The 21,773-nt window shown below is 66.6% G+C and carries 22 protein-coding genes and 1 riboswitch; of the genes, 9 read left to right on the top strand and 13 right to left on the bottom strand.

The window, feature by feature from the left end; genetic code table 11:
* Window positions 1-78 precede the first annotated feature (78 nt).
* Window positions 79-1,722 carry an acyl-CoA mutase large subunit family protein gene (locus ACOCMM_RS05110; RefSeq protein ID WP_419552111.1) on the bottom strand — a complete coding sequence of 548 codons (1,644 nt, stop codon included), beginning with the start codon at window positions 1,720-1,722 and terminating at the stop codon, window positions 79-81.
* A gap of 107 nt (window positions 1,723-1,829) precedes the next feature.
* Complete coding sequence (gene thiD / locus ACOCMM_RS05105; RefSeq protein WP_419552110.1) at window positions 1,830-2,672, bottom strand: bifunctional hydroxymethylpyrimidine kinase/phosphomethylpyrimidine kinase; 843 nt, start codon at window positions 2,670-2,672, stop codon at window positions 1,830-1,832.
* Between the two features lie 69 nt (window positions 2,673-2,741).
* Here thiD and ACOCMM_RS05100 point away from each other — a divergent pair, with 69 nt between their 5' ends.
* Window positions 2,742-3,968, top strand: coding sequence for an NAD(+)/NADH kinase (locus tag ACOCMM_RS05100; RefSeq protein WP_419552109.1), 1,227 nt, complete (start codon window positions 2,742-2,744; stop codon window positions 3,966-3,968).
* 141 nt (window positions 3,969-4,109) lie between these two features.
* A complete protein-coding gene (locus tag ACOCMM_RS05095) occupies window positions 4,110-4,772 on the top strand; it encodes a peroxiredoxin (protein ID WP_419552108.1) in 663 nt (220 codons plus the stop codon).
* A gap of 126 nt (window positions 4,773-4,898) precedes the next feature.
* Here the strand turns inward: ACOCMM_RS05095 and pncB are convergent, their stop codons facing one another.
* The gene (gene pncB, locus ACOCMM_RS05090; RefSeq protein ID WP_419552107.1) at window positions 4,899-6,209 is read right to left on the bottom strand and encodes a nicotinate phosphoribosyltransferase; all 1,311 of its coding nucleotides are present in this window, start codon (window positions 6,207-6,209) and stop codon (window positions 4,899-4,901) included.
* A 93-nt stretch (window positions 6,210-6,302) separates the two neighbouring features.
* Here pncB and ACOCMM_RS05085 point away from each other — a divergent pair, with 93 nt between their 5' ends.
* The 7 genes from ACOCMM_RS05085 to ACOCMM_RS05055 all read left to right on the top strand — a co-directional run bounded on the left by ACOCMM_RS05085 (window position 6,303) and on the right by ACOCMM_RS05055 (window position 12,222).
* The gene (locus tag ACOCMM_RS05085; RefSeq protein ID WP_419552106.1) at window positions 6,303-6,686 is read left to right on the top strand and encodes a DUF2784 domain-containing protein; all 384 of its coding nucleotides are present in this window, start codon (window positions 6,303-6,305) and stop codon (window positions 6,684-6,686) included.
* A gap of 31 nt (window positions 6,687-6,717) precedes the next feature.
* A riboswitch (adenosylcobalamin (AdoCbl) riboswitch) is annotated at window positions 6,718-6,861 on the top strand.
* 52 nt (window positions 6,862-6,913) lie between these two features.
* Window positions 6,914-7,810 (top strand): ABC transporter substrate-binding protein, encoded by an 897-nt coding sequence (locus ACOCMM_RS05080; protein WP_419552105.1) that lies wholly within the window; start codon window positions 6,914-6,916, stop codon window positions 7,808-7,810.
* A 12-nt stretch (window positions 7,811-7,822) separates the two neighbouring features.
* Window positions 7,823-8,902, top strand: a complete 1,080-nt coding sequence (locus ACOCMM_RS05075; protein ID WP_419552104.1) for a FecCD family ABC transporter permease — start codon at window positions 7,823-7,825, stop codon at window positions 8,900-8,902.
* Window positions 8,902-9,798 (top strand): ABC transporter ATP-binding protein, encoded by an 897-nt coding sequence (locus ACOCMM_RS05070; RefSeq protein WP_419552103.1) that lies wholly within the window; start codon window positions 8,902-8,904, stop codon window positions 9,796-9,798. The genes ACOCMM_RS05075 and ACOCMM_RS05070 overlap by 1 nt, the downstream gene beginning before the upstream one ends.
* Window positions 9,795-10,379 carry a cob(I)yrinic acid a,c-diamide adenosyltransferase gene (gene cobO / locus ACOCMM_RS05065; protein WP_419552102.1) on the top strand — a complete coding sequence of 195 codons (585 nt, stop codon included), beginning with the start codon at window positions 9,795-9,797 and terminating at the stop codon, window positions 10,377-10,379. Before ACOCMM_RS05070 ends, cobO begins: the two co-directional genes overlap by 4 nt.
* A gap of 284 nt (window positions 10,380-10,663) precedes the next feature.
* Window positions 10,664-11,821: a pyridoxal phosphate-dependent aminotransferase gene (locus ACOCMM_RS05060; RefSeq protein WP_419552101.1), complete on the top strand. Its 1,158-nt coding sequence runs from the start codon at window positions 10,664-10,666 to the stop codon at window positions 11,819-11,821.
* Between the two features lie 38 nt (window positions 11,822-11,859).
* Complete coding sequence (locus tag ACOCMM_RS05055) at window positions 11,860-12,222, top strand: enoyl-CoA hydratase/isomerase family protein (RefSeq protein WP_419552100.1); 363 nt, start codon at window positions 11,860-11,862, stop codon at window positions 12,220-12,222.
* Here the strand turns inward: ACOCMM_RS05055 and ACOCMM_RS05050 are convergent.
* From ACOCMM_RS05050 to cysS, 10 genes are all read right to left on the bottom strand, one after another.
* Window positions 12,212-12,412 carry a hypothetical protein gene (locus ACOCMM_RS05050; protein WP_419552099.1) on the bottom strand — a complete coding sequence of 67 codons (201 nt, stop codon included), beginning with the start codon at window positions 12,410-12,412 and terminating at the stop codon, window positions 12,212-12,214. The genes ACOCMM_RS05055 and ACOCMM_RS05050 overlap by 11 nt on opposite strands.
* Window positions 12,409-13,611, bottom strand: coding sequence for an acyl-CoA dehydrogenase family protein (locus ACOCMM_RS05045; RefSeq protein ID WP_419552098.1), 1,203 nt, complete (start codon window positions 13,609-13,611; stop codon window positions 12,409-12,411). The genes ACOCMM_RS05050 and ACOCMM_RS05045 overlap by 4 nt, the downstream gene beginning before the upstream one ends.
* Before the next feature lie 305 nt (window positions 13,612-13,916).
* A complete protein-coding gene (locus ACOCMM_RS05040; protein ID WP_419552097.1) occupies window positions 13,917-14,837 on the bottom strand; it encodes a P1 family peptidase in 921 nt (306 codons plus the stop codon).
* Window positions 14,838-14,912: 75 nt separating this feature from the next.
* Window positions 14,913-15,869 (bottom strand): SPFH domain-containing protein, encoded by a 957-nt coding sequence (locus ACOCMM_RS05035; protein ID WP_419552096.1) that lies wholly within the window; start codon window positions 15,867-15,869, stop codon window positions 14,913-14,915.
* Entirely contained in the window at window positions 15,869-16,447 is a 579-nt protein-coding gene (locus ACOCMM_RS05030) for an NfeD family protein (protein WP_419552095.1), read from the bottom strand. Before ACOCMM_RS05030 ends, ACOCMM_RS05035 begins: the two co-directional genes overlap by 1 nt.
* A 67-nt stretch (window positions 16,448-16,514) precedes the next feature.
* Entirely contained in the window at window positions 16,515-17,453 is a 939-nt protein-coding gene (mutM, locus tag ACOCMM_RS05025) for a bifunctional DNA-formamidopyrimidine glycosylase/DNA-(apurinic or apyrimidinic site) lyase (RefSeq protein WP_419552094.1), read from the bottom strand.
* A 58-nt stretch (window positions 17,454-17,511) separates the two neighbouring features.
* Complete coding sequence (locus ACOCMM_RS05020; RefSeq protein WP_419552093.1) at window positions 17,512-18,315, bottom strand: enoyl-CoA hydratase/isomerase family protein; 804 nt, start codon at window positions 18,313-18,315, stop codon at window positions 17,512-17,514.
* Between the two features lie 189 nt (window positions 18,316-18,504).
* Entirely contained in the window at window positions 18,505-19,362 is an 858-nt protein-coding gene (locus tag ACOCMM_RS05015; protein WP_419552092.1) for a RecB family exonuclease, read from the bottom strand.
* 374 nt (window positions 19,363-19,736) lie between these two features.
* Complete coding sequence (locus ACOCMM_RS05010) at window positions 19,737-20,507, bottom strand: ParA family protein (RefSeq protein ID WP_419552091.1); 771 nt, start codon at window positions 20,505-20,507, stop codon at window positions 19,737-19,739.
* 60 nt (window positions 20,508-20,567) lie between these two features.
* Entirely contained in the window at window positions 20,568-21,770 is a 1,203-nt protein-coding gene (cysS, locus tag ACOCMM_RS05005; protein ID WP_419554823.1) for a cysteine--tRNA ligase, read from the bottom strand.
* Between the last annotated feature and the right edge of the window lie 3 nt (window positions 21,771-21,773).

Here is a 21,773-nt window from a genome sequence, read left to right as displayed (position 1 = left end):
ACTTCGCACAAGCGGCGAAACCGCAGGTCACCCCCAACATCTGCGATGCCTCTCCCCGCACCCCAGGCAGAGTGCCGATCAGATGAACGGCCGCTCCTGATAGCGACCGAAGACATCGGCAAGGGCATTGGTCACTTCGCCCACCGTGGCCCGCGTCCGCACCGTGTCGATGAGGTGCGGCATGAGGTTTGAGTCAGTCTCAGCGGCCCGGCGCAGCGCCAGCAGGGCCTCGTCGACGGCTGCTTGGTTGCGATCAGCCCGAACTTGCTGCAGCCGTTTGATCTGTCGCTGCTCGTCATCGTTGGTGATCTTCAGCAGGTCGATGTCGTCGTCTTCGCTGCCCTCAGTGAAGGCACTCGCTCCAACGACAACTCGGCGACCCGCGTTCACCTTCTTCTCGAACTCATAGGCGGCGTCCGCAATCCCGGACTGATACCAGCCCTCGTCGATCAGGCGGAATGCTCCCTCAAGCATCGAGCCGTCGCCAACCAAGGAGATATGAGCAAACATCTCCTCTGCCTCGGCTTCGAGCTGGTCGGTGAGCTCCTCGATAAACCAACTCCCGCCAAGAGGGTCGATGACGTTTGCGGCCCCGGTCTCATGGGCAATGATCTGCTGGGTCCGCAAGGCGATACGGGCCGCCTTGTCGGTCGGCAGCGCCATCGCTTCATCCATCGAGTTGGTGTGCAGGCTCTGCGTGCCACCCAGAACCCCTGCAAGCGCCTCGATGGCTGTGCGGGCAATGTTGATCTCCGGCTGCTGGGCCGTGAGCGACACCCCAGCGGTCTGAGTGTGAAAGCGCAGCATCATCGACCGCTCGTGCTGGGCGCCGTAGCGGTCGCGCATCCACCGTGCCCAGATGCGTCGGGCCGCCCGGTACTTGGCGATCTCCTCGAAGAAGTCGATGTGAGCGTTGAAGAAGAAGCTGAGGCGCGGGGCGAACTCGTCGGTGGTCAGGCCCCGCTGGGCGGCCGCTTCCACGTACGCGAACCCGTTGGCCAGCGTGAACGCCAGCTCTTGTGCGGCTGTCGAGCCTGCTTCGCGAATGTGATAGCCGCTGATCGACACAGAGTTCCATCGAGGCATCTCTTCGGTGGCGAATTCGATGGTGTCGGCAACGAGTCGCATGGACGGGCGTGGCGGATACACCCATTCCTTCTGGGCTTGATACTCCTTGAGAATGTCGTTCTGCAGCGTCCCGCCGAGATTGCGGCGGTGCGCGCCGTGTTCTTCGGCGTTGGCCACGAACATCGCCCAGATGGCGGCGGCCGGTGCGTTGATGGTCATCGACGTGGTGGTCGCCTCGAGGTCGATGCCGTCGTAGAGGGTCGCCATGTCTTCGATGGTGTCGACGGCCACGCCGCAGCGGCCCACCTCGCCCAGCGACATCACGTCGTCGGAGTCGAGGCCCATGAGGGTGGGCATGTCGAATGCCGTGGACAGTCCGCCCCCGCCTGCGGCCAGGATTTCGTGGAATCGCTTGTTGGTGTCTTCGGGAGTGCCGAAGCCTGCGAACATGCGCATCGTCCAGAGCCGGCCGCGGTAGCCGCTGGCATGTACGCCGCGCGTGTAGGGGAACTGCCCAGGCCAGCCGACCTCTGAATCGGGTTCGTCGTCAGCAGGCCCGTAGAGCGGCTCGAGTTCGATGCCGCTCATCGTCTCGAAGTCGGCGTCGCGCGCCTGCGTGGCCTCGAACTCCGTTTGCCAGCGCTCGCGTGTCACCGGGTGCCTCCTGGGATGTGCGGCCTCGCCGCCCCTGAGACGAGCTCAAGAACGACGTCACGTACAGCGTTCGCAGTGTACGCAGACGGGTCCGAACCGGTCCGGCCTCACACAGCGAACGGATCGACAGGTCCTTGGCCACCGCCGAGCTGGCGAGTCGCTGAAGCTGCGATAGCGCGTGTTGTCAGGGTGTGCGCGCGATCGATTGCCGAGTCGAGGTCAGTGCCCTTCGCCAGCTCAGCGCAGATTACGGCCGAGAAGATGTCGCCCGACCCACGGACATTGCGGGTCTCGATGCGCGGGGCGGACAGCAGCCGGACGCTGCCGTTGAGGACCACAACGTCGGTGACGGTGGCCCCATCTCGGAGACGGCCGCCGGTGACGATGACGGCCTCGGGACCCGCAGCCGCGAGTTCGTGGGCCGCTTCGATCCACGCCTCGGGCTCGCCGGGAAGATCTCTTCCCACCAACCGCCCCGCCTCGAGATGGTTGGGTGTCACAACGCGCGCGCACGGCAGGAGCCGAGTTGCCACCGATCGTTCAGCATCGAGGGTGAGCATCGGCTCGCCGGCCCCATTGACGAGCACCGGATCCACCACCAATTGGGGTAGACGGCGGGCAGCGATTGATGCCACAAGCGCGATCGTCTCGGCAGTGAGCAAGAGGCCCGTCTTGGACGCCGCTATCGGCATGTCGTCGAGCACTGCGTGGATCTGCGCCGCCACCAACTCGGCGTCGACGGGCTGTGCCGCTCGAAACTCTGTGGTGTTCTGTGCCGAGACCAGCGTCAAGGCGAACGCTCCGTGCACGCCCGAGGCCGCGAACGCCCGCAGATCGGCCGCGAGGCCCGCACCGCCGGAGGAATCTGCACCCGCGATGGTCAGTGCTGCGGGCGACCACGTGCGCGGTCCGGGTGGACTGTGGCTCTCATTCTCGATTCCACCGGCCATGACCCAAGTACAACAGTTCGGAGCGCCGCGCGGCAGTCAGGAGGCGAGGGTGGTTAGCGTCGGCAGGCGATGGTGCCCGAACCCGACCTCGAACGCTTCACCCTGCCGATCCCCTTCGCCACCGGCGCCGACGGGGAGCGGCTCGCTCGCGCGTGGGAGGAAGTAGACCGGACCGGCGACATCACCCCGGTCCTAGAGCACTCTGCCCGCAGGGGCCGAGGCTCGGTTAACGGCACCGTCGGGATCATCGCAAACCCGGTTTCGGGGCGCGATGTTCGCCGCGTGGCGGCGCGCGGGGCCGTGTCGACGACCGAGGACAAGCGCAACCGGATCGCCCGGGCGGTGATCGGCGCAGTGACGGCCGGGGCCACGCGCATCGTGGCCATGGCCGAGCCGTTTGGGATCGCCACAGGAGCGCTCACTGACTTGCGCATCAACGCCGAGATCGAGATCGTCGACGTCGGGGCGACAGTGTCGCCGGCCGACACGGTGCGCGCCGTCGAGGCCATGCGAGCCCGCGATGTCGAGGTGCTGGTGACACTGGGCGGCGACGGGACGAACCGGACCGTCTCGGCGGTGTGGCCCGAGGCGACGCTCGTTCCGATGTCCACAGGTACCAACAATGTGTTCCCCAGCCTCACCGAGCCGACGGTCGCTGGGGCCGCCGCGGGGCTCGTCGCGAGCGGTGTCGTGGATGCCGCCGACTGTGCTCCCCGCTCAAAGCTCATTGCCATCGAACTCTCGGGAAGCTCGACGGACATCGCGCTCATTGACGCTGTGACGCTGGCCGACGACTTCGTCGGCAACCGGATGCCCGCCGACGGAGCGCTGATACGGCAGGTGCTGGTGTCGCGTGCCCACCCTGCGAGCATCGGCCTCAGTTCGCTGGCAGGGCTGTTGCGGCCGTGTTCATTCGAAGAAGACGCCGGGGTGCTGGTGGAGTGCGGTCCCGGAGGACAGCCGATGCGGGTGGCGCTGGCTCCAGGGCTGTACCGCACGGTTTCTGTGCTCGACCATCGTGAGGTCCCCCTGGGAGTTCCGGTGGAGCTTCGGGGTCCGACCGTCCTGTCGCTCGACGGCGATCGGGAGCACACGATCGACGCCGATGACGTTGCATCTGCGGAGGTGCGGCGCTGCGGACCCCGGGTCGTGGACGTGGAACGCGCACTGGAACTGGGTGCAGCCGCCGGGGTCTTCACAACGACGCAAGCGCCGACCGGCAACCGGGCGCTCAACGAACGACCCACAGTCCATTACCACCACGCCGACGGCACCCCGATACGGGACTGCTGCTGAGCGGAGGCACTCGGGTCGACGGCGGACGGCTGATCGCCCGATGAATTCCTGACTAATCAGGTCGGATTTGTCGCCTAAGACAGCTAACCTGTGCCCAACGGTTCGTGCCGTCGGAGGCACGCCTTTTTGCCGGAGGAAAACATGGCACTACGCCTCAATGACACTGCTCCTGATTTCACCGCCAGCACCACCGACGGGGAGATCAAATTCCACGACTGGATCGGCGATGGATGGGCACTGCTCTTTTCCCATCCGAAGGACTTCACCCCGGTGTGCACAACCGAGTTGGGCGCCGTCGCCGGCCTGAACGACGACTTCGCCGCACGCAACTGCAAGATCATCGGCATCAGCGTCGACGGTGTGAGCGATCACCAGGGTTGGAAGGCAGACATCGCATCGGCCACTGGCCACGAGGTCAACTACCCGCTGATCGGCGATCCCGAGCTCAATGTGGTGAAGCTCTATGACATGCTTCCCGCCGATTCCGGCGATACCTCACAGGGCCGCACGGCTGCCGACAACGCCACTGCTCGCACGGTGTTCATCATCGGCCCGGACCGCAAGATCAAGGCGTCGCTCACCTACCCGATGACGACCGGTCGCAACTTCGCTGAGATCCTGCGTCTGCTGGATTCGTGCCAGCTCACTGCTGCCGAGCAGGTCGCAACGCCTGCCAACTGGCAGCAGGGCGAGAACGTGATCATCGTTCCCGCTGTGTCCAACGAAGCCGCCGCCGAGAAGTACCCCGACGGCTGGGAGGCACCGCTTCCGTACCTGCGCCTGGTGCCGCAGCCAGGCACCTGACCTGGGGGACGCTCCTTCTTTGCGCAGATTTGCCGTCTGAGGCGGCATTTCTGCACAAAGAAGCGAGGCCGCCCCGCTCGGTCAGCAGACTCGCTGCCGGCTCGCTTGATCCGTGAGGTCTCGCCTCTAGTTCAGACCTGTCTCGGCGGCGACTTCGGCCTCGAAGGCTGGAGCGCCGTCCAAGCTCCGCATCGATGCGGGCAATTCGGCGCGGACTCGCTGGTGGAAGGGCCGGTCTTGGTTGAGCGAGTACGGGTAGACGGCACGTCCGTCGCGCACGAGCGGCACATGCAGCGGCCGGCTGTCGGGCGGTCCTGGGCGATCACGCTCGACGAGCACCTCAGCCGTCGCGATGCCGTCCTGCAATACCCGATACGGCCTCACCACCCCGCCGCGGGTGGCCTTGCCCTCTGATTCCTTGTGCACCGGCACGACCGGTTCGAACGTGCCCGAGTGCCGAGCAATGGCGACCGCCTTGTACACCATGCCGGCGGTGGCGTGTCCGGAACCCACTACGAGCTGGGTGCCTACGCCGTAGCCGTCAACCGGCAGATCCGCCAGGTCGGCGATGCGGTACTCGTCGAGGTCACCCGAGACCACGATGCGGGTCGCTTCGGCACCTGCGTCGTCAAGCCAGTGCCGGACTCGCGGCACCTCCACGGTCAGGTCGCCCGAGTCGATGCGCACCGCGCCGGGCACCCCGCCGAGTCGTTTTGCCGCAGCCAGACCGCGTTCGAGGCCTGTGCGCAGGTCATAGGTGTCGATGAGCAGCGTTGTCTCGAGTCCGTGAGCGCGCATCTGCGCATCGAATGCGGCTTCCTCGTCGTGGTGCGCAAGAGTGAAAGCGTGCGCCGCCGTGCCAGCGGTCGGGATCCCGTACTGCGCGCCGGCCAACAGGTTGGAGGTGGCGTCGAAGCCGACCAGCCACGAGGCGCGTGCAGCCGCCACCGCCGCCAGCTCGTGCGTGCGTCGGCCACCCATCTCGATGAGGTGACGTCCGACCGCGGCATCGTGCATCCGGGCCGCCGCCGAGGCCACAGCGCAGTCGTGATTCAGCACCGACAGCACCAGCGTCTCCACCAACAGCGCGGCACCGAACGAGGCGTCCACCCTCAGCACCGGGCTGCCGGGCACGTAGAAGTCGCCCTCGCGGTAGCTCCAGGCGTCGCCGTCGAAGCGAAACGTCGCCAGGTGGTCGAGCAGGCCGTCGCTGAAGCGTCCCAGGCCCGCCAGGTAGTCCAGATCGTCAGGCTCGAATCGGTAGTCGGCCAGCAGCTTGGCCAGGCGCCCCGGGCCTGCCACGACGCCGTAGCCACGGCCGGGGGGCAGTCGCCGGGCGAATACTTCGAAGCACGCGCGTCGTGACGCGACCCCCGACTGCAATGCCGCGTCGAGCATGGTCAGCTCGTACAGGTCGGTCATCATCGCGGTGCCCATTCGGTAAGTCTGCCTTCTCGAGCCCCGGCCGCACTCGCTGCCAGTGCGCGGCCGGCTGCGAGGTGCGAGAGCAGGCGGGGTAGCGTCGCGGTGATGGTCGCTGTCGGGCTGGCGCGCCTCGTGGCCTCGTCGCACTTGGCCTACATCGTGTTCTTGCTGGTCGGCGGGTTGGGGGCCAGGCGCTGGCCAAAGCTGATGAAGTGGCACCTGGGGGCAATCGGCGCAGCGAGCGTGGTCAATATCACCGGCTCGGAGTGCCCATTGACCGCGTGGGAGAAATGGTTCCTGCGCCGAGCCGGGAGGGAGCCGTACGAGACTGGCTTCATCTCGCACTATCTCGTGGAGCCGGTGTACCCGTCTGGCATCGACGGCCGTGTCAACTTCGTGATGCTGCTGGCTCTGACGGTCCCGAATGCGTTGAGCTACTGGCGTCTGTCACGCTCGCGAGCGCCGAAGGCACCGAGCCCCTCCCGCTAGTCCGACCCTCAGGTCAGTGCGTCGGCGGGCGCTAGGCTTTCGCCCGGTTGTCGTGAGCGAAGCCGGTGAGATCCCGGCACTGTCCCGCAACGGTGATGCCCCTCCGGGGGACGAGTCCGATCGCCTCTCGACCGCCATCTCGCGAACCGATTCCTCGAGGAAGGAGCGGCTCGTGCGGTGGGTGCTCCCGCTGCTCGGCGCCGAACTCGAGCAGAAGGGAGAACACCTTGAACCGCCCTGTGACCACACGAGCCTCGCTGCCGCGAAGGCTGTTGTGGGCAGTGCTCGCCCTCGCGACCGTTGCGGCCGCGTGCACCGGCAGCGACATGGACTCTGTCGAGGACGACGAATTCCAGCGAATCGTCTCGATCTCGCCCGCGGGCACCGAGATCTTGTTCGCCATCGGCGCCGGCGACCGCGTCGTGGCCGTCGACCAGTTCTCGTACTACCCGCCCGAAGCTCCCGTCACCGACCTGGATGGCTGGAACCCCAATATCGAGGCCATTGCCGCATACGAGCCTGATCTCGTGGTGCTGCAGACCGATGGCGATCTCATCTCCGGCCTCGAAGCGCTGGGCATCGCCGTGCTCGCGCATGACGCGCCGTTCGTATTCGACGACGTGTACGCCCAGATTGCCGAGTTCGGCGAAGTCACCGGTCAGGTCGACGAGGCGGCTCAGCTCACCGCCGACATGGGGGCTCAGATTGCGGACTTGATTGCAGCTGCGCCTGACGCATCGGGTCTGAGCTACTACCTCGAGCTCGACCACACCCTCTACACCGTCACGAGCGGCACGTTCATCGGCCAGGTCTATGGATTGTTCGGGCTTGAGAACGTCGCCGATCGGGCAGACGCCGACGGCACCTCCTACGGCTACCCACAGCTCAGCGACGAGTATCTGGTGGATGCCAACCCCGACGTGATCTTCCTGGCCGACACGCTCTGCTGCGACCAGAACGCTGCGACTGTCGCTGCACGCCCCGGCTGGGACGAACTCACGGCCGTGCAGGCGGGCAGGGTTGTGGAACTCAGCGACGACATCGTCTCGAGGTGGGGTCCCCGCCTGGTGGACTTCATCGCCACCATCTCCGACGTGCTCCGAGATATCGGCGCGGCGAGCTGATTGGCACTGGACATGGCCGGCTCACCCATGTCGCTCACCCCTGAGGTGACCGAGGCAACGCTTCGGCCGTCGGGTCTGCGACCTGCAGCGCTCATCGCGGGGCTTGCGGCGGTTGCGATTGCCGTGACCGCGGGACTGACGATTGGCCCCGCCGGTATCCCTGTTCACCGGGCGGTACTGGAGCTGTTCGACACGCTGCCCGGTCTCACGTTCGACTCTGGGCTGAGCTCGGCACACGCAGCGATCGTGCGGGAGATTCGCCTTCCCCGTGTTGTGCTCGGCCTGCTCGTAGGCGCCACGCTGTCGATGAGCGGCGCGACCTACCAGGCCGCTTTCCGCAATCCGCTCGCTGACCCGTACCTGCTGGGCATCGCTGCAGGCGCTGGCCTCGGCGCGACCATTGCCATCACCAACAGTCTCGGCGACGGCGCTGGCGCCCTGGACCCAGTGCCGCTTGCCGCCTTCGCCGGAGGGCTCATTGCGGTGGCGGTGTCCTACGTCGCAGGACATCTCGGCGGTCGCTCGACGGCGTCGCTGATCCTGGCCGGTATCGCCGTGGCCAGCTTCCTGACGGCATGCCAGACCTACGTCTTGCAGGCCAACAGCGATGCGTTTCGCAAGATCTTCGCTTGGATCCTGGGCCGTATCGCGACTTCAGGATGGTCGGAACCGGCACTGATGCTCCCGTACTTCGTGCTCACCACAGCGGTCGTGCTCCGTTACCGCCGGGCGCTCGACGTGCTCGCGGTCGGCGACGAGGAGGCCGCCGCACTCGGCATCGAGCCCCGAAAGGTGCGCTTGATCGTGGTGCTCGCGGCCTCACTGGGCGCAGCTGCGGCTGTGTCGGTCAGCGGCTTGATCGGATTCGTCGGCATCATCGTGCCCCACACGGTGCGGCTCGCGTTCGGGGCCAGCAACCGCGTCGTACTGCCGCTCTCGGTGCTGTTCGGAGGGGCGTTCATGGTGCTCGCCGACCTGGGGGCACGCACGGTGCTGTCGCCGTCGGAATTGCCGATCGGGGTCGTCACTGCCTTCCTGGGAGCGCCGTTCTTCGTGCTTGTCTTGCGCACGACGCGTCGGGAGGTTTGGTGATGGACGCCGCTGCTCCGCCGGCCACGGCCCCCGCCGCTGCGGCCCCCGTCCAGGGTGCCGTACCCACTGCTGCGTCTGGCCACGCCGTCAGGATCCAGGCGCTGGAAGTCAACCTCGGTGGTGCACAGGTGCTCGACGGTGTCGATCTGACCGTCACTGCAGGCGAATGGGTGAACATCATCGGGCCCAATGGCGCTGGCAAGACCACGATGCTTCGAGCGGTGTTGGGCCTGGTGCCGTTCCGGGGGACGATCCAGATCAACGGATTTCGAGAACGTCGCCGCGCCGCGCGTGCTCGCCATGTGGCTTACGTTCCCCAGACACCGGTGATCCCTCCGGGAATGCTTGTCGCCGACTACGTACAGCTCGGACGCACACCACACCGAGGCGTGTTCTCCGCAGAGACCGCCGGTGACCGCCGGATCGTTGCCGAGGTCCTGGAACGGCTCGATCTTGGCGGCTTCGGCGAGCGCACTGTCCAGTCGCTCTCGGGAGGCGAACGCCAGCGGGCCGTGCTTGCGAGGGCGCTCGCCCAGCAGACCGGCGTTCTGCTGCTGGACGAACCGACCACAGCGTTGGACCTCGGACATCAGCAGGATGTGCTCGAACTCGTCGAGGCGTTGCGGTGCGAGCACGGGCTGACCGTCATTGCAACGCTGCACGACCTCACGCTCGCAGCCCGATACGGCGACCGGGTCGCGATCCTCTCGGACGGCCGGATCGCGCAGTGCGGATCACCGGCCGAGGTGCTTACCGTTGCGAACATCTCCGAGCACTTCCATGCGAAGGTTCGCATCCTCGACGACCCTGACGGCCCCGTGATCGTCCCGAACGCGACCAACTCGAGCCCGAACTCGACGATCGAGGGGGCACCCACCAATGGAGACACCCGATGACCGATTCCCCGACATCCGCCGACACGCCGCCCACCGAGGACCCCCGCCCCGATGGCCTGCGCACCGCTCGCAGTCTCGTTGTGGTGAACACCGGCGACGGCAAGGGCAAGTCCTCAGCCGCATTCGGCACAGCGATGAGAGCTCGGGCCCGTGGCTGGCCAGTCGCGGTGGTGCAGTTCCTCAAGTCCGATGACTGGGTGACCGGAGAGCAGATGATGGCCGAACCGCTCGGCATCGACTTCTGGTCGCTGGGCGAGGGATTCACCTGGGACAGCGACGACCTCACCCGCGATGAGGCTGAGGCTCGCGAGGCGTGGCGGTACGGCAAGACGCTCGTGGCCGCAGGCGATCACCGGCTGGTCGTCTTCGACGAGATCACCTACCCGCTCAACTGGGGCTGGATCGACGCAGCCGACGTGGAGGCCACGTTCCGGAGCCGGCCCACCCACGTGTCCTTGGTGCTGACGGGGCGCGACGCGCCCGCCTGGATGATCGAGTTGGCCGACACGGTGACCGAGATGCGCAAGACCAAGCACGCCTACGACGCGGGGATCCGGGCCAAGAAGGGCATCGACTACTGAACTACGAGTGGTGCCCGCTGCGGCATCTGTACCCATCGTCTCCGGCTCTTGGAGGCTGCGCGGATAGGTGACATCTCGGAAAGCTGCGGCCACGCGTTCTTTGTGCAAATTTGCCGTCTGTGGCGGCATTTCTGCACAAAGTCCGATGCCAAGCAATTCTCTGCTCAAAATTGCCGCCTGCAGCGGCATTTCTGCGCAAAATCCAGGCCGTCGGGGCTGCCGGGCATCTGTGCCCAACCTCTCGGGCTCTTAGCATCTGACGCCATGCGGGGACAGACCCGAGCGTGAGCGGACTCAAGGTTTCCGGGCGCGCAGACATTGCGCCGTTCTTCGTCATGGAGATGATGCGCGCCGCCGCGCAGCGAGAAGCTGCGGGTGGCGAGGTCGTGCACATGGAGGTCGGACAGCCGTCCACGCCCGCGCCCGCGGGTGCGCGTGCGGCCGCAAAGGCCGCAATCGACAACGACGTGCTGGGTTACACCGCCGCGGTCGGGATCGAGCCCTTGCGTGCCCGGCTGGTCCAGCACTACGCCGATTGGTACGGCTACGACGCCGTCCCTGGCCGCATCGTCATCACCCAGGGCGCGAGCGGTGCGTTCACGCTCGCGTTCCTCTCGTGTTTCGAGGCGGGCGACTGCGTGGCAGTGACAGCTCCGGGTTATCCGTGCTACCGCAACACGCTCGAAGCGCTGGACATCGACGTCGTCGAGATCGCAGTCACACCCGAGACGGGATTCCGGCTCACCGCCGAGATGGTTGAAGGTGCCGGCCCGCTCGACGGGCTGGTGGTGGCCAGCCCCGCCAATCCGACCGGCACCATGCTCATCGCCGACGAGCTGGGACGGCTCGCTCGTTGGTGCCACAGCGCTGGCGTGCGACTCATCTCCGATGAGATCTACCACGGCATTTCTTACGGCAGCGAAGCAGCCACTGCGGCGGCGTACAGCCCCAGCGCTGTCGTGGTGAACAGCTTCTCCAAGTACTTCTCGATGACCGGCTGGCGCCTCGGCTGGCTGCTGCTGCCAGCCGAACTGGCTGCGCCCGTCGAGCGCCTCGCCCAGAACGCCACCATCGCCGCTGCCACGGTCTCTCAACACGCAGCGTTGGGGGCCTTCGACAGCATCGGTGAGCTCGAAGCCAACGTGGCCCGCTACGCCGCAAACCGACAGATCCTGCTCGACGGTCTGCCGGGCGCCGGGATTGATCGCATCGCTCCGCCCGACGGGGCGTTCTACATCTACGCCAATGTCGATCACCTCACCGATGACAGCGCCGAGCTTGCTGCGGTTTGGCTTGGGGAACTGGGTATCGCCACCACGCCCGGCATTGACTTCGATCCCGCCGAAGGCCACCGCTACATTCGCTTCTCGTTTGCCGGCAGCAATGACGACATGGAACAGACCGTCGAGCGGCTCACCGCCTGGGCCACACAACGAAGCTGAGCCATCGGGCGCAGCGCGAGACCCACCGCGGCCTCTCGGTGAACTTCGGAGGCACGTGGATGCTGCCTCGGCTCATCGGCCTGCACCGCGCCAAAGAGCTGGCCTTCTTCGCAGACGTCATCGACGCCAAGCAGGCGGAGGACTTCGGCATCGTCAACAAGGTGCTGCCCCACGGCGAGCTCGACGCCTTCGTCGACGACTGGGCCGACCGCCTTGCCGCCGGTCCCCCTATTGCGGTCGCGATGACCAAGCGTCTGCTCACCCTCAACGCCAACGCCGACTTCGCCACTGCGCTCGAGGGCGAGGGCATGGCGCAGTCGCTCAACTTCACCACCGAGGACACCAAAGAAGCCGTCAAGGCATTCCTCGAGAAACGGCCCCCGACGTTCACTAGTCGGTAGCAGCGGTTCCGCCGAGCGGTCGCCGCTGGTTCTCACCCGGAGGCTGCCATTCCCACTCGTGGGTGTCGAATCGGCTCGGCGGCCACGACCCGGCCGCGGTGGCGCCTCGCCTCTGTGCCATCTGGGCCGCCTGGGCCGCCTGGGCCCAACCAGACCGGGCGCGTCGTTCGCGCTCTTCGGTGTCGCTCATGCGAGCGACGCGCGGGACTCCGCCCAGGTCTTGCCGGACTCCACGTCAACGTCGTGAGGGAGGCCCAGTACTCGCTCGGCGATGATGTTTCGCTGCACCTCCGAGGTGCCGCCGCCGATCGTCAGCGCCGGGCTGAAGAGGTAGCCGCCGTGCCAGCCGTTCCAGCCTTCCACGACGGCTTGAGACTTCGGGAACTCCGGCGACGTGCCGAGCGGGCCCGTGTGTGTCAGCAGCCCATGGGCCCCGGCAAGATCCTTTGCCAGCGTCATCACGTGTTGACCGTGATCGTCGGCAAGCGCCTTGCGCACGCTGGCCTCGGGTCCCGGCTGGCGGCCGTGCAGGCGCGCGCTCAGTGTCCGCAGCCGGATGAGACGCAGCACCTCCCCCTCGATGTGCAACTGCGCTGCGCGGTCACGCAGGACCGGGTCGGTGAGGCCACCAGCGGAACGGACGATGTCGAGCAGGTCGGCAGCACTGGGACCGCTGCCCCACAACGCGCCCTCGCCCGAGAGCGACACCCGTTCATTGCCCAGCGTAATCTTCGCTAGGCGCCACCCGTCGTTCTCATCCCCGATGCGGTTCTCGACCGGCAACTCCATGTCGGTGAAGAACGTCTGGTTGAACGAGTACGCCGTCGTCATGTCGATGATCGGGCGCAGCTCGAGACCCAGCGCGTCCATCGGGCAGATGAAATACGACACGCCTCGGTGCTTGGGCACGTCCGGATCGGTGCGGGCAATGAGGATGCCGAACTTGCTGCGGTGCGCTCCTGACGACCAGATCTTCGAGCCGTTCACGATGTAGCGATCGCCGTCACGCACAGCCCGCGTGGCCAGGTTGGCGAGATCCGAGCCGCTGTCTGGCTCGGAGAACAGCTGGCACCACACCTCCTCGCCGGTCAAGATCGGCCACAGGTAGCGCTCCTTTTGCGCATCCGTTCCGCCGTACAGAATCGTCGGGCCGGCCCAGCCCAGACCGATGCCGCCAGCCAGCCGGCGGACACCAGCGCCGGCCAGTTCCTCGTCGATCAGCAGCTGGGTGATTGGGTCGGCTTCGAGGCCGTAGGGCTTGGGCCAGTGCGGTGCCACGTAGCCGGCGTGCGCCAGTGCCTCCTGGCTGGGCGCACCGTCGTGGTCGTCGAGCCAGTCGCGCACCGCAACACGGCGAGGATCAACATCATCCGGCCAGTCGAAATCCATGAGCGGACCCTAGTAGTGGCTCGTCAGACGCGAACAGGCCCCGGCATCGCTACCGGGGCCTGTGCTTACCCGAAGATCGTTGTCGCGCCTCCGCTGCTTGGCGGGGCTGCAGCCGCGCGAGGACCAGCACGCGGATCTTGTGGGGTTCGGTGGTCCGGGTTGGAGTCGCCACCTGATGGAGGCGTCCCCTTCTCGGAAGCGGGTCGCCTCAGCGCCCGGCCACCTCCAGAGTCCTGTTGCGTTTCGCCATTGTGTGGACCACCCCCTTTCTCTGGTGCGCCCAGATTGCCACAGTCGCGCACCCCCTAGGAGGCGATGGCGGCCCTGATGGCTGAAGCCACCGCCCGCGCGCCGAGCATTGCGATCAGGTCGGCTCTGGTCTCGACCTGGCCAGTCGCCAGCAGGAAGAGGGCATCGCCGTCGAAATTGGTGTGCGGCGGCTCGATGGCCCGGGCGATGCCAGTGTGCGCCAAGTCGACCGCTCGGCACGCCTCGGGCTTGGTGAGCCGGGCATTGGTGACCAGGCAGCCGATGGTGGTATTGGATTGCTCGAGCTGCTCGGGCTCTTCGGAGCCGCGACCGGTGAAGCCCGGAATCGCTTCGATGGCGGCATCCGGGTACCGCTCCGCTGACGACGGTGCCGTGCAACCAGCCAGCACGGAGCCATCGTGGTCGATGACATCTCCCAGGGCATTCACAGCCATCACCGCACCGACGATCACGTCGCCGGAGCGTTCGACTGCGGCACCCAGCCCTCCGGGCACGGAATGGTCCCGCCCTGCCGTCTTGCCGATCGTGCAGCCTCGCCCCACACCGATCCGGCCCGTGGCGGGCTCGTCGACGGAGGCAGCCTCGCAGGCAGCCCATCCCGCTTCCGCGGTGGGTCGTGTGCTCTGGGGTGAGGCGATGTCGTACACCACAGCAGCGCCCACGACCGGAACGATGTTGTCTCGGATGTTCAGGCCGCGGCCCTGCTCGGCGCACCACCTCACGACGCCGTCGGCAGCGGCAAGGCCGAACACGCTGTTGCCGCACAGCACGATGCCGTGGCATTCGGTGCCCGCGCCGGTTGGTCCCAGCGCCGCTGCCTCACGAGTGCCCGGCGCGCCGCCGCGCACTGCAATCGCGCCCAAGGTTCCCGCCGGCGGCAACACCACCGTCACGCCAGTGCCGGCGTCATCGTCCGTCCAGGAGCCCACCAGCACCGACGGCAGCCCCAACGCCATAGCCGCGCACCCTACGCGCTGCGTTGCCCACCCGCCGGGTCGCCGGCGGGGGCTTTGCAGCGGTGAGACTGGGTGCTACTCGTCGGCCTGGGCGCCGTTCGAGCCGCCTGCCGACGTGCTGCTCTCGCGGAACATCTCGCCCATGGCTGCCACGGCGCCGAGCACGCCGCTGGTATCGAGCGGCAGAAAGATCTTGGTGGCCTGACCGTTCGCAACGCCTTGCAGTGCTTCCAGGTACTTGATGGCGATCAGGTCATCGGTCGGATCGCCATTGTGAATAGCCAAGAACACGCGCTCGATGGCTTGCCCCTCACCCTCAGCCACGGTGAGCTTCTGGTACTTGTCAGCGTCCGCCACCCGCTTGATGGCCTCAGCCTCGCCCTCGGCACGCAGGATCTGGGATTGCTTGACGCCCTCGGCCTGCAGGATCGCAGAGCGCTTCTCGCCCTCAGCCTCAGTGACAACAGCACGGCGGTCACGTTCCGCCTTCATCTGGCGGTGCATCGCTTGGGTGACGTCAGGGGGCGGCTCAATCCGCTGGATCTCGACGCGCACCACCCGGGTGCCCCACTTGTCGGTGGCGTCGTCGAGGATCTGGCGCAGCTTGGAGTTGATGACCTCGCGCGACACCAGCGCATCGTCGAGTTGCAGGTCACCAATCACGTTGCGGAGATTGGTCTGCGCCAGCTTCGTCACGGCGACGATGAAGCTGCCCACCGCGTACTTCAGCTTCACCGGGTCGGTCGGCTCGTAGTAGATGACAGCGTCGACGGTCACCGCCACGTTGTCCTTGGTGATGACCTCCTGGGGCGGCACGTCCACCACTTGCTCGCGCATATCCACCTTGAGCATGCGCTGGATGAAGGGGATCACGAAGCGCAGACCGGGATCGACCGTTGTGCGGTACTTGCCAAGATTCTCGATGAGACCCTGTTCGAATGGCCGCACGATGCGCAGGCCCTTCGCAGCAATGACGAATATCGCCAGTGCGACAATTGCCAGGAGGATCACTCCTGCGTCGATGTTGTCCATCACTCGCTCCTTGGAGACGGGGTGTCGTCGTCTTGTGTACCTTCGGCGGCGTCTGCATCACTCACGTCGCCTTCCGAAGCTGGCTCGGCAACCGAAGCCGGCTCCGGGGCCGCACCGTGCGGCACATAGCCGGGCGGCGGTGACTCGGCGAATTCGACCAGGAGCTTGGTGCCTCGAACCGCGGCGACTCGCACCAGGGATCCCTCTTTCACCGGACCGGTATCGGTGACCGCTCGCCATTCGTCGGACTCGACTCGGACGCGGCCCGTGTTCTCGACGATGTCGATGTCTTCGATGACCCGAGCCTCCATGCCGACATAGCGGTACGCGCCGACCGGAAGATCGTCAGGGCTGTCCTGGTGGCCCATGAATCGTCGCAGCACCAGCATCGCCACACCGGTGCCACCGAAGAAGAGCACCCACTGAACAGCACCGGGAAGATCGAGCCACGCTGCGGCTGCAGCCAGCATGCCGCCGAACGCGAACGGCAGCAGAAAGAAGCCGGCAGTGAAAATCTCGCCGATGCCCATGACCATCGCCACCGCGACCCAGACCCATCGCCACAGTTCGTTGTCCATGCTGACCCCCGATCACACGATGGGCGTGTCGCCAGTATGCACCTGAAACGCAGCCCTACATGGCGCGTCAGCGGCGCTGGCAGCTGGGGCACCAGGTGCTGGAGCGCTGGTCCAGCACCCTGCGGCGCATTTCGGTGCCGCAGCGCACGCACGGTTCGCCTGCCCGGCCGTAGCAGACGAAGTACTTCTGATTGTCGCCAGCGCCTTCGAGGCTGTAGTAATCGCGCAGCGTGCTGCCGCCCCGTTCGATGCTGGCAACGAGCACGTCCCGCAGTGCCGCCAGCAGCCCTTCTGCTCGCAGCTTCGAAATCGTGCGCGCTGAGGGGTTGATACGGGCCAGAAACAGCGCTTCGTCGGCGTAGATGTTGCCGATGCCGGCGACCAGCCGCTGATTCAGCAGCTGCGTCTTGATGCGCTGGCTGGATCGCCGGCTGGCCCGCCAGAACGACACAGCATCGAAGCGGGGATCGAGCGGTTCGGGACCCATCGCCGCAAGCGTGGGCAGATCGCGGTAGTCACCACGATCGCAGACCGCTATCCGGCCGAATCGCCGGACGTCGTGCAGGCACAGCACCTCGCCGTTGTCGAGGCGCCACCACGCACGGACGTAGGGATCGCTTCGACCGATGGAGTATCGCTCCGCGAGCTCACTGGCTGGCGTGACGTCGCCGATGGCATCGCCCATCACGTCGGCTGCAGGCCCATCGCGGGGGCGTACCGCCAAGGTCTGAGGGGAACTGTCGTGTGGGGCACCCGCAGCGTCGGCGCCACTGGCGAAACAGAGCCGGCCCGTCATGCCGAGATGCACCACCAGGTCGCGCCCGCAGTCCAGCTCTGCGATCAGGTACTTGCCGCGCCGTCGCAGCGCCTCCACCTCGCTGCCGACCGCCTCGGGACCGGAGACGAACTTGGGCGATGGGTGTGCCCAGGCCTCGGCGATCTGACGCCCGAGCAGCGGCCGTTCCAGCTGTCGCCGGACGACCTCGACCTCCGGCAGCTCAGGCATAGGTCTGGAGGCTCAGCGTTCCGGTACTGCTGGGGGCCGGAGATCTGTCAATGTCGGCTCACCGGAACTTGGGCGGGCGCTTCTCGAGGAACGCGGCGACAGCCTCGCGGTGATCGTCAGACGCGCGGGCCACGTTGAGCGCCTCCAGCTCCCGCCGCTGTACCGCGCGCAGATCGGTGTCGGATCCGTTGTCGGAGAGCAGCTGCTTCGTCAGCTGCAGCATGGTGGGCGGATTCTCCGCGTAGCTGCGCGCACGCACAAGCGCTGCGTCGAGCACATCTCCGTCGGTGACTTCGTCGACAAGGCCCATCTCGGCAGCCTCAGCCCCGCTGATAATCCGGCCGGACAACGCGAGGTCTGACGCCGCGCCCCAGCCGCAGCACTGAATGAGGATGTGCGACGACGCCAGCTCAGGGGTGACGCCCATCTTCACGAACCGGCACGACAGCTTTGCCTCGCTGTGAGCAACCAGGAAATCCATCGACAGGACCATGGTGAGGCCGATGCCAATCGAGGCGCCGTTGATGGCCGCCACCATGGGCTTGGATGCGCGCACCAGCTCGACCCAGTCGTCCGCAGCGGCATCGCCATCGGCAGCTGCTTCGCCGACGCTGCTGCCGGCTGCGTCGGCAGTATCGATCCGGGCGGCAAAGACCTCGGCGATGTCGGCGCCTGCGCAGAATCCGCGACCTGCGCCCGTGATGACGAACGCCCCGATGGCGGGATCATCATTGCCCGCTCGGACGGCGTGAGTCATCTCCGCGTGCATGCGCGGCGTCCAGGCGTTCAGCTTCTCGGGCCGATTCAGCGTCAGCACCCGCACGTCGTCGCGGTCGGTGACGGTGATCTGCTCGTAGTTCATCGCGATACTCCCCGGTTCGCACGGTCGGCCTACAGCATGGCCCGAACGAACTGGGCGTTGCTCAAGCAGCCAGCCGTCACGCTGCGGCCTGGCTCAAGCAGCCAGCCGTCACACTGCGGCCTGGCTCAAGCAGCCAGCCGTCACACTGCGGCCTGGCTCAAGCAGCCAGCCGTCACACTGCGGCCTGGCTCAAGCAGCCAGCCCGTGCCTCCGTTGGTGCTCGAGTTGGCCTTCGGGGCAGTCGTCGCGGTAGGGGCACCAACTGCACAGCGGGCCCGGCGTGGGTTCGAAGCGGCTGGTGGCTGTAGCCTCGGCGATCCGATCCCAGGTGCTGCTGTGCTCGTTGACCGCCGCTGAGACTGCATCCGGATCGAATGGACGAGCGATCTCGGTGGGCTTCCGGTCATCGCGGCCCGAGCCTGTCTCACCCAGGTAGAGAAGCCGCACCTCACTGACGTCGTCGCCAACTGTCTCAAGCGCAGCTGCATACAGCCAGACCTGCGACAGCCGGCTGTCGACGAAGCGCTGCCCGGGCGGACGGCCCGTCTTGTAGTCGGTGACGCGCACCCCATCGGGCACCCGGTCAACGAGATCCACGATGCCCCGGAAGGGCACCCCTTCCAGCGACGTCTGGACGTCGCGCTCGCGATCCACCACGTCGACCTGTGTGGGGTCGACCAGCTGGAAGTAGCCCTCGACATCGCGCCACGCATTCCACCGAAAAGCGCGTTCGTTCTCCGCCGGCAGTTCCAGTGCCGCAAAATTGGGGTTGTCCGCCAACTGTGGCCACAGGTCCCGGCAGATGGCACGAGCGCGTTCGAGCGTGCGCTGCGCGGGTGCAATCGCGAGCAACTCCTCAAGCACGTGATGCACGAAGGTGCCGCGCAACGCTGGCTCGCCGGGCGGGTCCGGCAGCTTGTCGATGTAGCGGAGCTTCCAGCGCCTCGCGCACTGCCGAAACGTCGACGCGCCTGAAGGGCTCAAGCTGTGGGGAGCCTCTACGTCACGAGCAACGTCGGCAGTGACGCTGCCGGCGTGGGGTTCCACCTTCACAGCGTGGCCCATCTGATCATTGCGAGCGTGGATGGTTTCTCAGCGCCGACGCCAGCGTCGCCACAGCAACCATGCGACAACCGCTGTGATCAGCCATCCAACTGCCACCGCACCTCCGAATGCCGCAAGCAAGCGGCGGTCGACGGGTTCAGCGTGCCGCGGCAGGAGGTGCGATGCAGGGGCGGGAGCCGGATCAGCATCGGAATCGGTGTCAAGGGGGTGCGCAGACGCAGCCGGCGGCATCTCTTGAGCCTCATCGGGTAGTGCGTCGCCTGGAAGCGCGGCCGACCCGTCAATGCTCGGCCGTGGTCGCTTCGGGTCATAGTTGGCCATGGTGAACCCTCACGCCTGAGCGTACCGCTGGCCCCTCAGCCCAACCGGCGCTGCAGGTCTGCCCACAATTCGTCAAATGCCTGCACCGCCTCGGGCGCACCGGGCCGGCGTCCGAGCGCCCGCAACGGTTGCGATTGCCCGGAGGCCTCGGCAATGGCGGCTCGCTGCGGGATCGGTGGCATGAGCTCGGTGACGAAGCGTTCGGCGAGCTGCTGAGCCCAGTACGCATTGTCGCGTGTGCGCCCCACGCGGTTCAACACGACGCCGGCGACCGTCGGAGTGCCCTGGCGCTGTGCAACCCGATTGATCGTGGACCGCATCAGGTCGACGCCATCGGCCGCCCAGGCTGCCGGCTCGGTGACGACGAGGGCCCGATCGGCTGCGAACAGCCCGTTGATGCACAGCAATCCCAGCGACGGGGGGCAGTCGATGAGCACGAGATCATGGTTCACGCCAGCCAGGGCAATTCGCAGGCGATCCTGAGCACCCACAAGGTCGGCGGCCATCTGAGGCTCGCGGCTTGCGAGCGCATAGCTCCCAGGCACCAGGTGCGGGCACGGGCCATCGGGCGGCCAACCGCTGCTCACGACTGTCGCCAGAGCCGCACCGGGCGTTGCGTCCGCCAGCACGCCGTCAATGTTCGGGAAGGCATTCCACACACCGAGGCCGGCAGATGCGTTGGACTGGGGATCCAGATCGACGACGAGCACGCTGTGGCCCGCAGCGCAAGCGGCTTCAGCGATGCCGAGTGCGACCGTCGTCTTGCCCACGCCGCCTTTTTGGTTGACCACAGCCAGCGTCACCATCGCTACTGCCTTACACCAGATTCGGGGCGCACTGTGTCATGGCGCTGCGGTTGCACCGTGTCACTTCGCTGCAGTTGCAGGCGGCCTGTTGAGGTCGATGCCACACAGCGCCGCAGCAGCCACCAACTCGCCCCGCAGCGCTGCGCCCCCAGCCCCACGTTCGACCGCTGCAGCGGCACCGAGCAGCGCATCGCGGGCCGTCGGGGCATTGAGATCGTCATCGAGCACAGCCTGCACCTCAGCGAGCAGGCCCGATGACCCGCCGGCTGATCCGGTGGCTGTTGCCGCCCCACCCGCCGCACCAACCAATGTGTCGAGGTCGCGCTGAGCAGTGAGGCCTTCCGAATCGAACCACTCCCATTCGGTGCGGTAATGGTGCGCCATCAGCGCCAGCCTGATGGCCCTAGGGTCGATGCGGGCGCGCAGATCCGAGATGAACACGAGGTTGCCGAGCGATTTCGACATCTTGTGGCCCCGGTAGGAGACGAGGCCCGCGTGCACCCAGTAGCGGGAAAGCGGTGCGCTGTGAATCGCCTCGCTCTGGGCGATCTCGCACTCGTGGTGCGGGAAGATGAGGTCATCGCCTCCCCCATGAATGTCGATGGTCTCGCCGAGCGCTGCGTGGCCCATCGCGGAGCACTCGATGTGCCAGCCGGGCCGCCCCGGACCGAACGGAGACGGCCAGGAGGGCTCGCCATCTGCGCTGGCCTGCCACAGCACGAAATCAAGGGGGTTGCGCTGGCGGGGATCGTCGGGAGTGCCCCCACGCTCGGCCGCAAGCGCCTTCATGTGCTCGGCGCTGTAGCCCGATAGCTTCCCGAAACCGGGAAAGGTTGCCACGTCAAAGAGGACTCGATCGGCCGAGACGTAGGCGTGACCAGCGTCAAGCAGCTTGGCGATCATGGTGATCATGGCGTCGATAGATCGAGTGGCCCGAGGCTCGTACGTAGCAGGCCGCGTCCCCAGCGCCGCCATGTCTGCTGCAAAGCGGTCGATCTCGCGCTCGGCCAACGACAGGTAGTGCTCGCCCAGCTCGGCCGCCTTGGGCAGGATGCTGTCGTCCACATCGGTGTAGTTGCGCACCAGCGTGACGGTGTGGCCCATGTCTTCGAGCCGGCGGATGATCAGGTCGTATGCCAGGTAGGTGGCGGCGTGTCCGAGGTGCGTGGCGTCATAGGGCGTGATACCGCACACGTACATGCCGACGTGATCGCCGAGCTCCAGCTCGACGACCGTCTTGCGCGCGGTGTCGTACAGGCGCATTCC

Source organism: Candidatus Poriferisodalis sp. (assembly GCF_965198245.1).
Classification (GTDB): domain Bacteria; phylum Actinomycetota; class Acidimicrobiia; order Acidimicrobiales; family Poriferisodalaceae; genus Poriferisodalis.
This window is presented reverse-complemented; position numbering and strand designations above follow the sequence as displayed.

Coding starts and splice junctions, on each gene's coding strand:
- ACOCMM_RS05070 (WP_419552103.1), top strand. CDS start 8,902: ATGGACGCCGCTGCTCCGCCGGCCACGGCCCCCGCCGCTGCGGCCCCC.
- pncB (WP_419552107.1), bottom strand. CDS start 6,209: ATGGGCACCGCGATGATGACCGACCTGTACGAGCTGACCATGCTCGAC.
- thiD (WP_419552110.1), bottom strand. CDS start 2,672: ATGGCCGGTGGAATCGAGAATGAGAGCCACAGTCCACCCGGACCGCGC.
- ACOCMM_RS05020 (WP_419552093.1), bottom strand. CDS start 18,315: ATGAACTACGAGCAGATCACCGTCACCGACCGCGACGACGTGCGGGTG.
- ACOCMM_RS05085 (WP_419552106.1), top strand. CDS start 6,303: ATGGTCGCTGTCGGGCTGGCGCGCCTCGTGGCCTCGTCGCACTTGGCC.
- cobO (WP_419552102.1), top strand. CDS start 9,795: ATGACCGATTCCCCGACATCCGCCGACACGCCGCCCACCGAGGACCCC.
- ACOCMM_RS05045 (WP_419552098.1), bottom strand. CDS start 13,611: ATGGATTTCGACTGGCCGGATGATGTTGATCCTCGCCGTGTTGCGGTG.
- ACOCMM_RS05100 (WP_419552109.1), top strand. CDS start 2,742: ATGGTGCCCGAACCCGACCTCGAACGCTTCACCCTGCCGATCCCCTTC.
- ACOCMM_RS05050 (WP_419552099.1), bottom strand. CDS start 12,412: ATGAGCGACACCGAAGAGCGCGAACGACGCGCCCGGTCTGGTTGGGCC.
- ACOCMM_RS05035 (WP_419552096.1), bottom strand. CDS start 15,869: ATGGACAACATCGACGCAGGAGTGATCCTCCTGGCAATTGTCGCACTG.
- ACOCMM_RS05075 (WP_419552104.1), top strand. CDS start 7,823: ATGGCCGGCTCACCCATGTCGCTCACCCCTGAGGTGACCGAGGCAACG.
- cysS (WP_419554823.1), bottom strand. CDS start 21,770: ATGCGCCTGTACGACACCGCGCGCAAGACGGTCGTCGAGCTGGAGCTC.
- mutM (WP_419552094.1), bottom strand. CDS start 17,453: ATGCCTGAGCTGCCGGAGGTCGAGGTCGTCCGGCGACAGCTGGAACGG.
- ACOCMM_RS05095 (WP_419552108.1), top strand. CDS start 4,110: ATGGCACTACGCCTCAATGACACTGCTCCTGATTTCACCGCCAGCACC.
- ACOCMM_RS05010 (WP_419552091.1), bottom strand. CDS start 20,507: ATGGTGACGCTGGCTGTGGTCAACCAAAAAGGCGGCGTGGGCAAGACG.
- ACOCMM_RS05040 (WP_419552097.1), bottom strand. CDS start 14,837: ATGGCGTTGGGGCTGCCGTCGGTGCTGGTGGGCTCCTGGACGGACGAT.
- ACOCMM_RS05030 (WP_419552095.1), bottom strand. CDS start 16,447: ATGGACAACGAACTGTGGCGATGGGTCTGGGTCGCGGTGGCGATGGTC.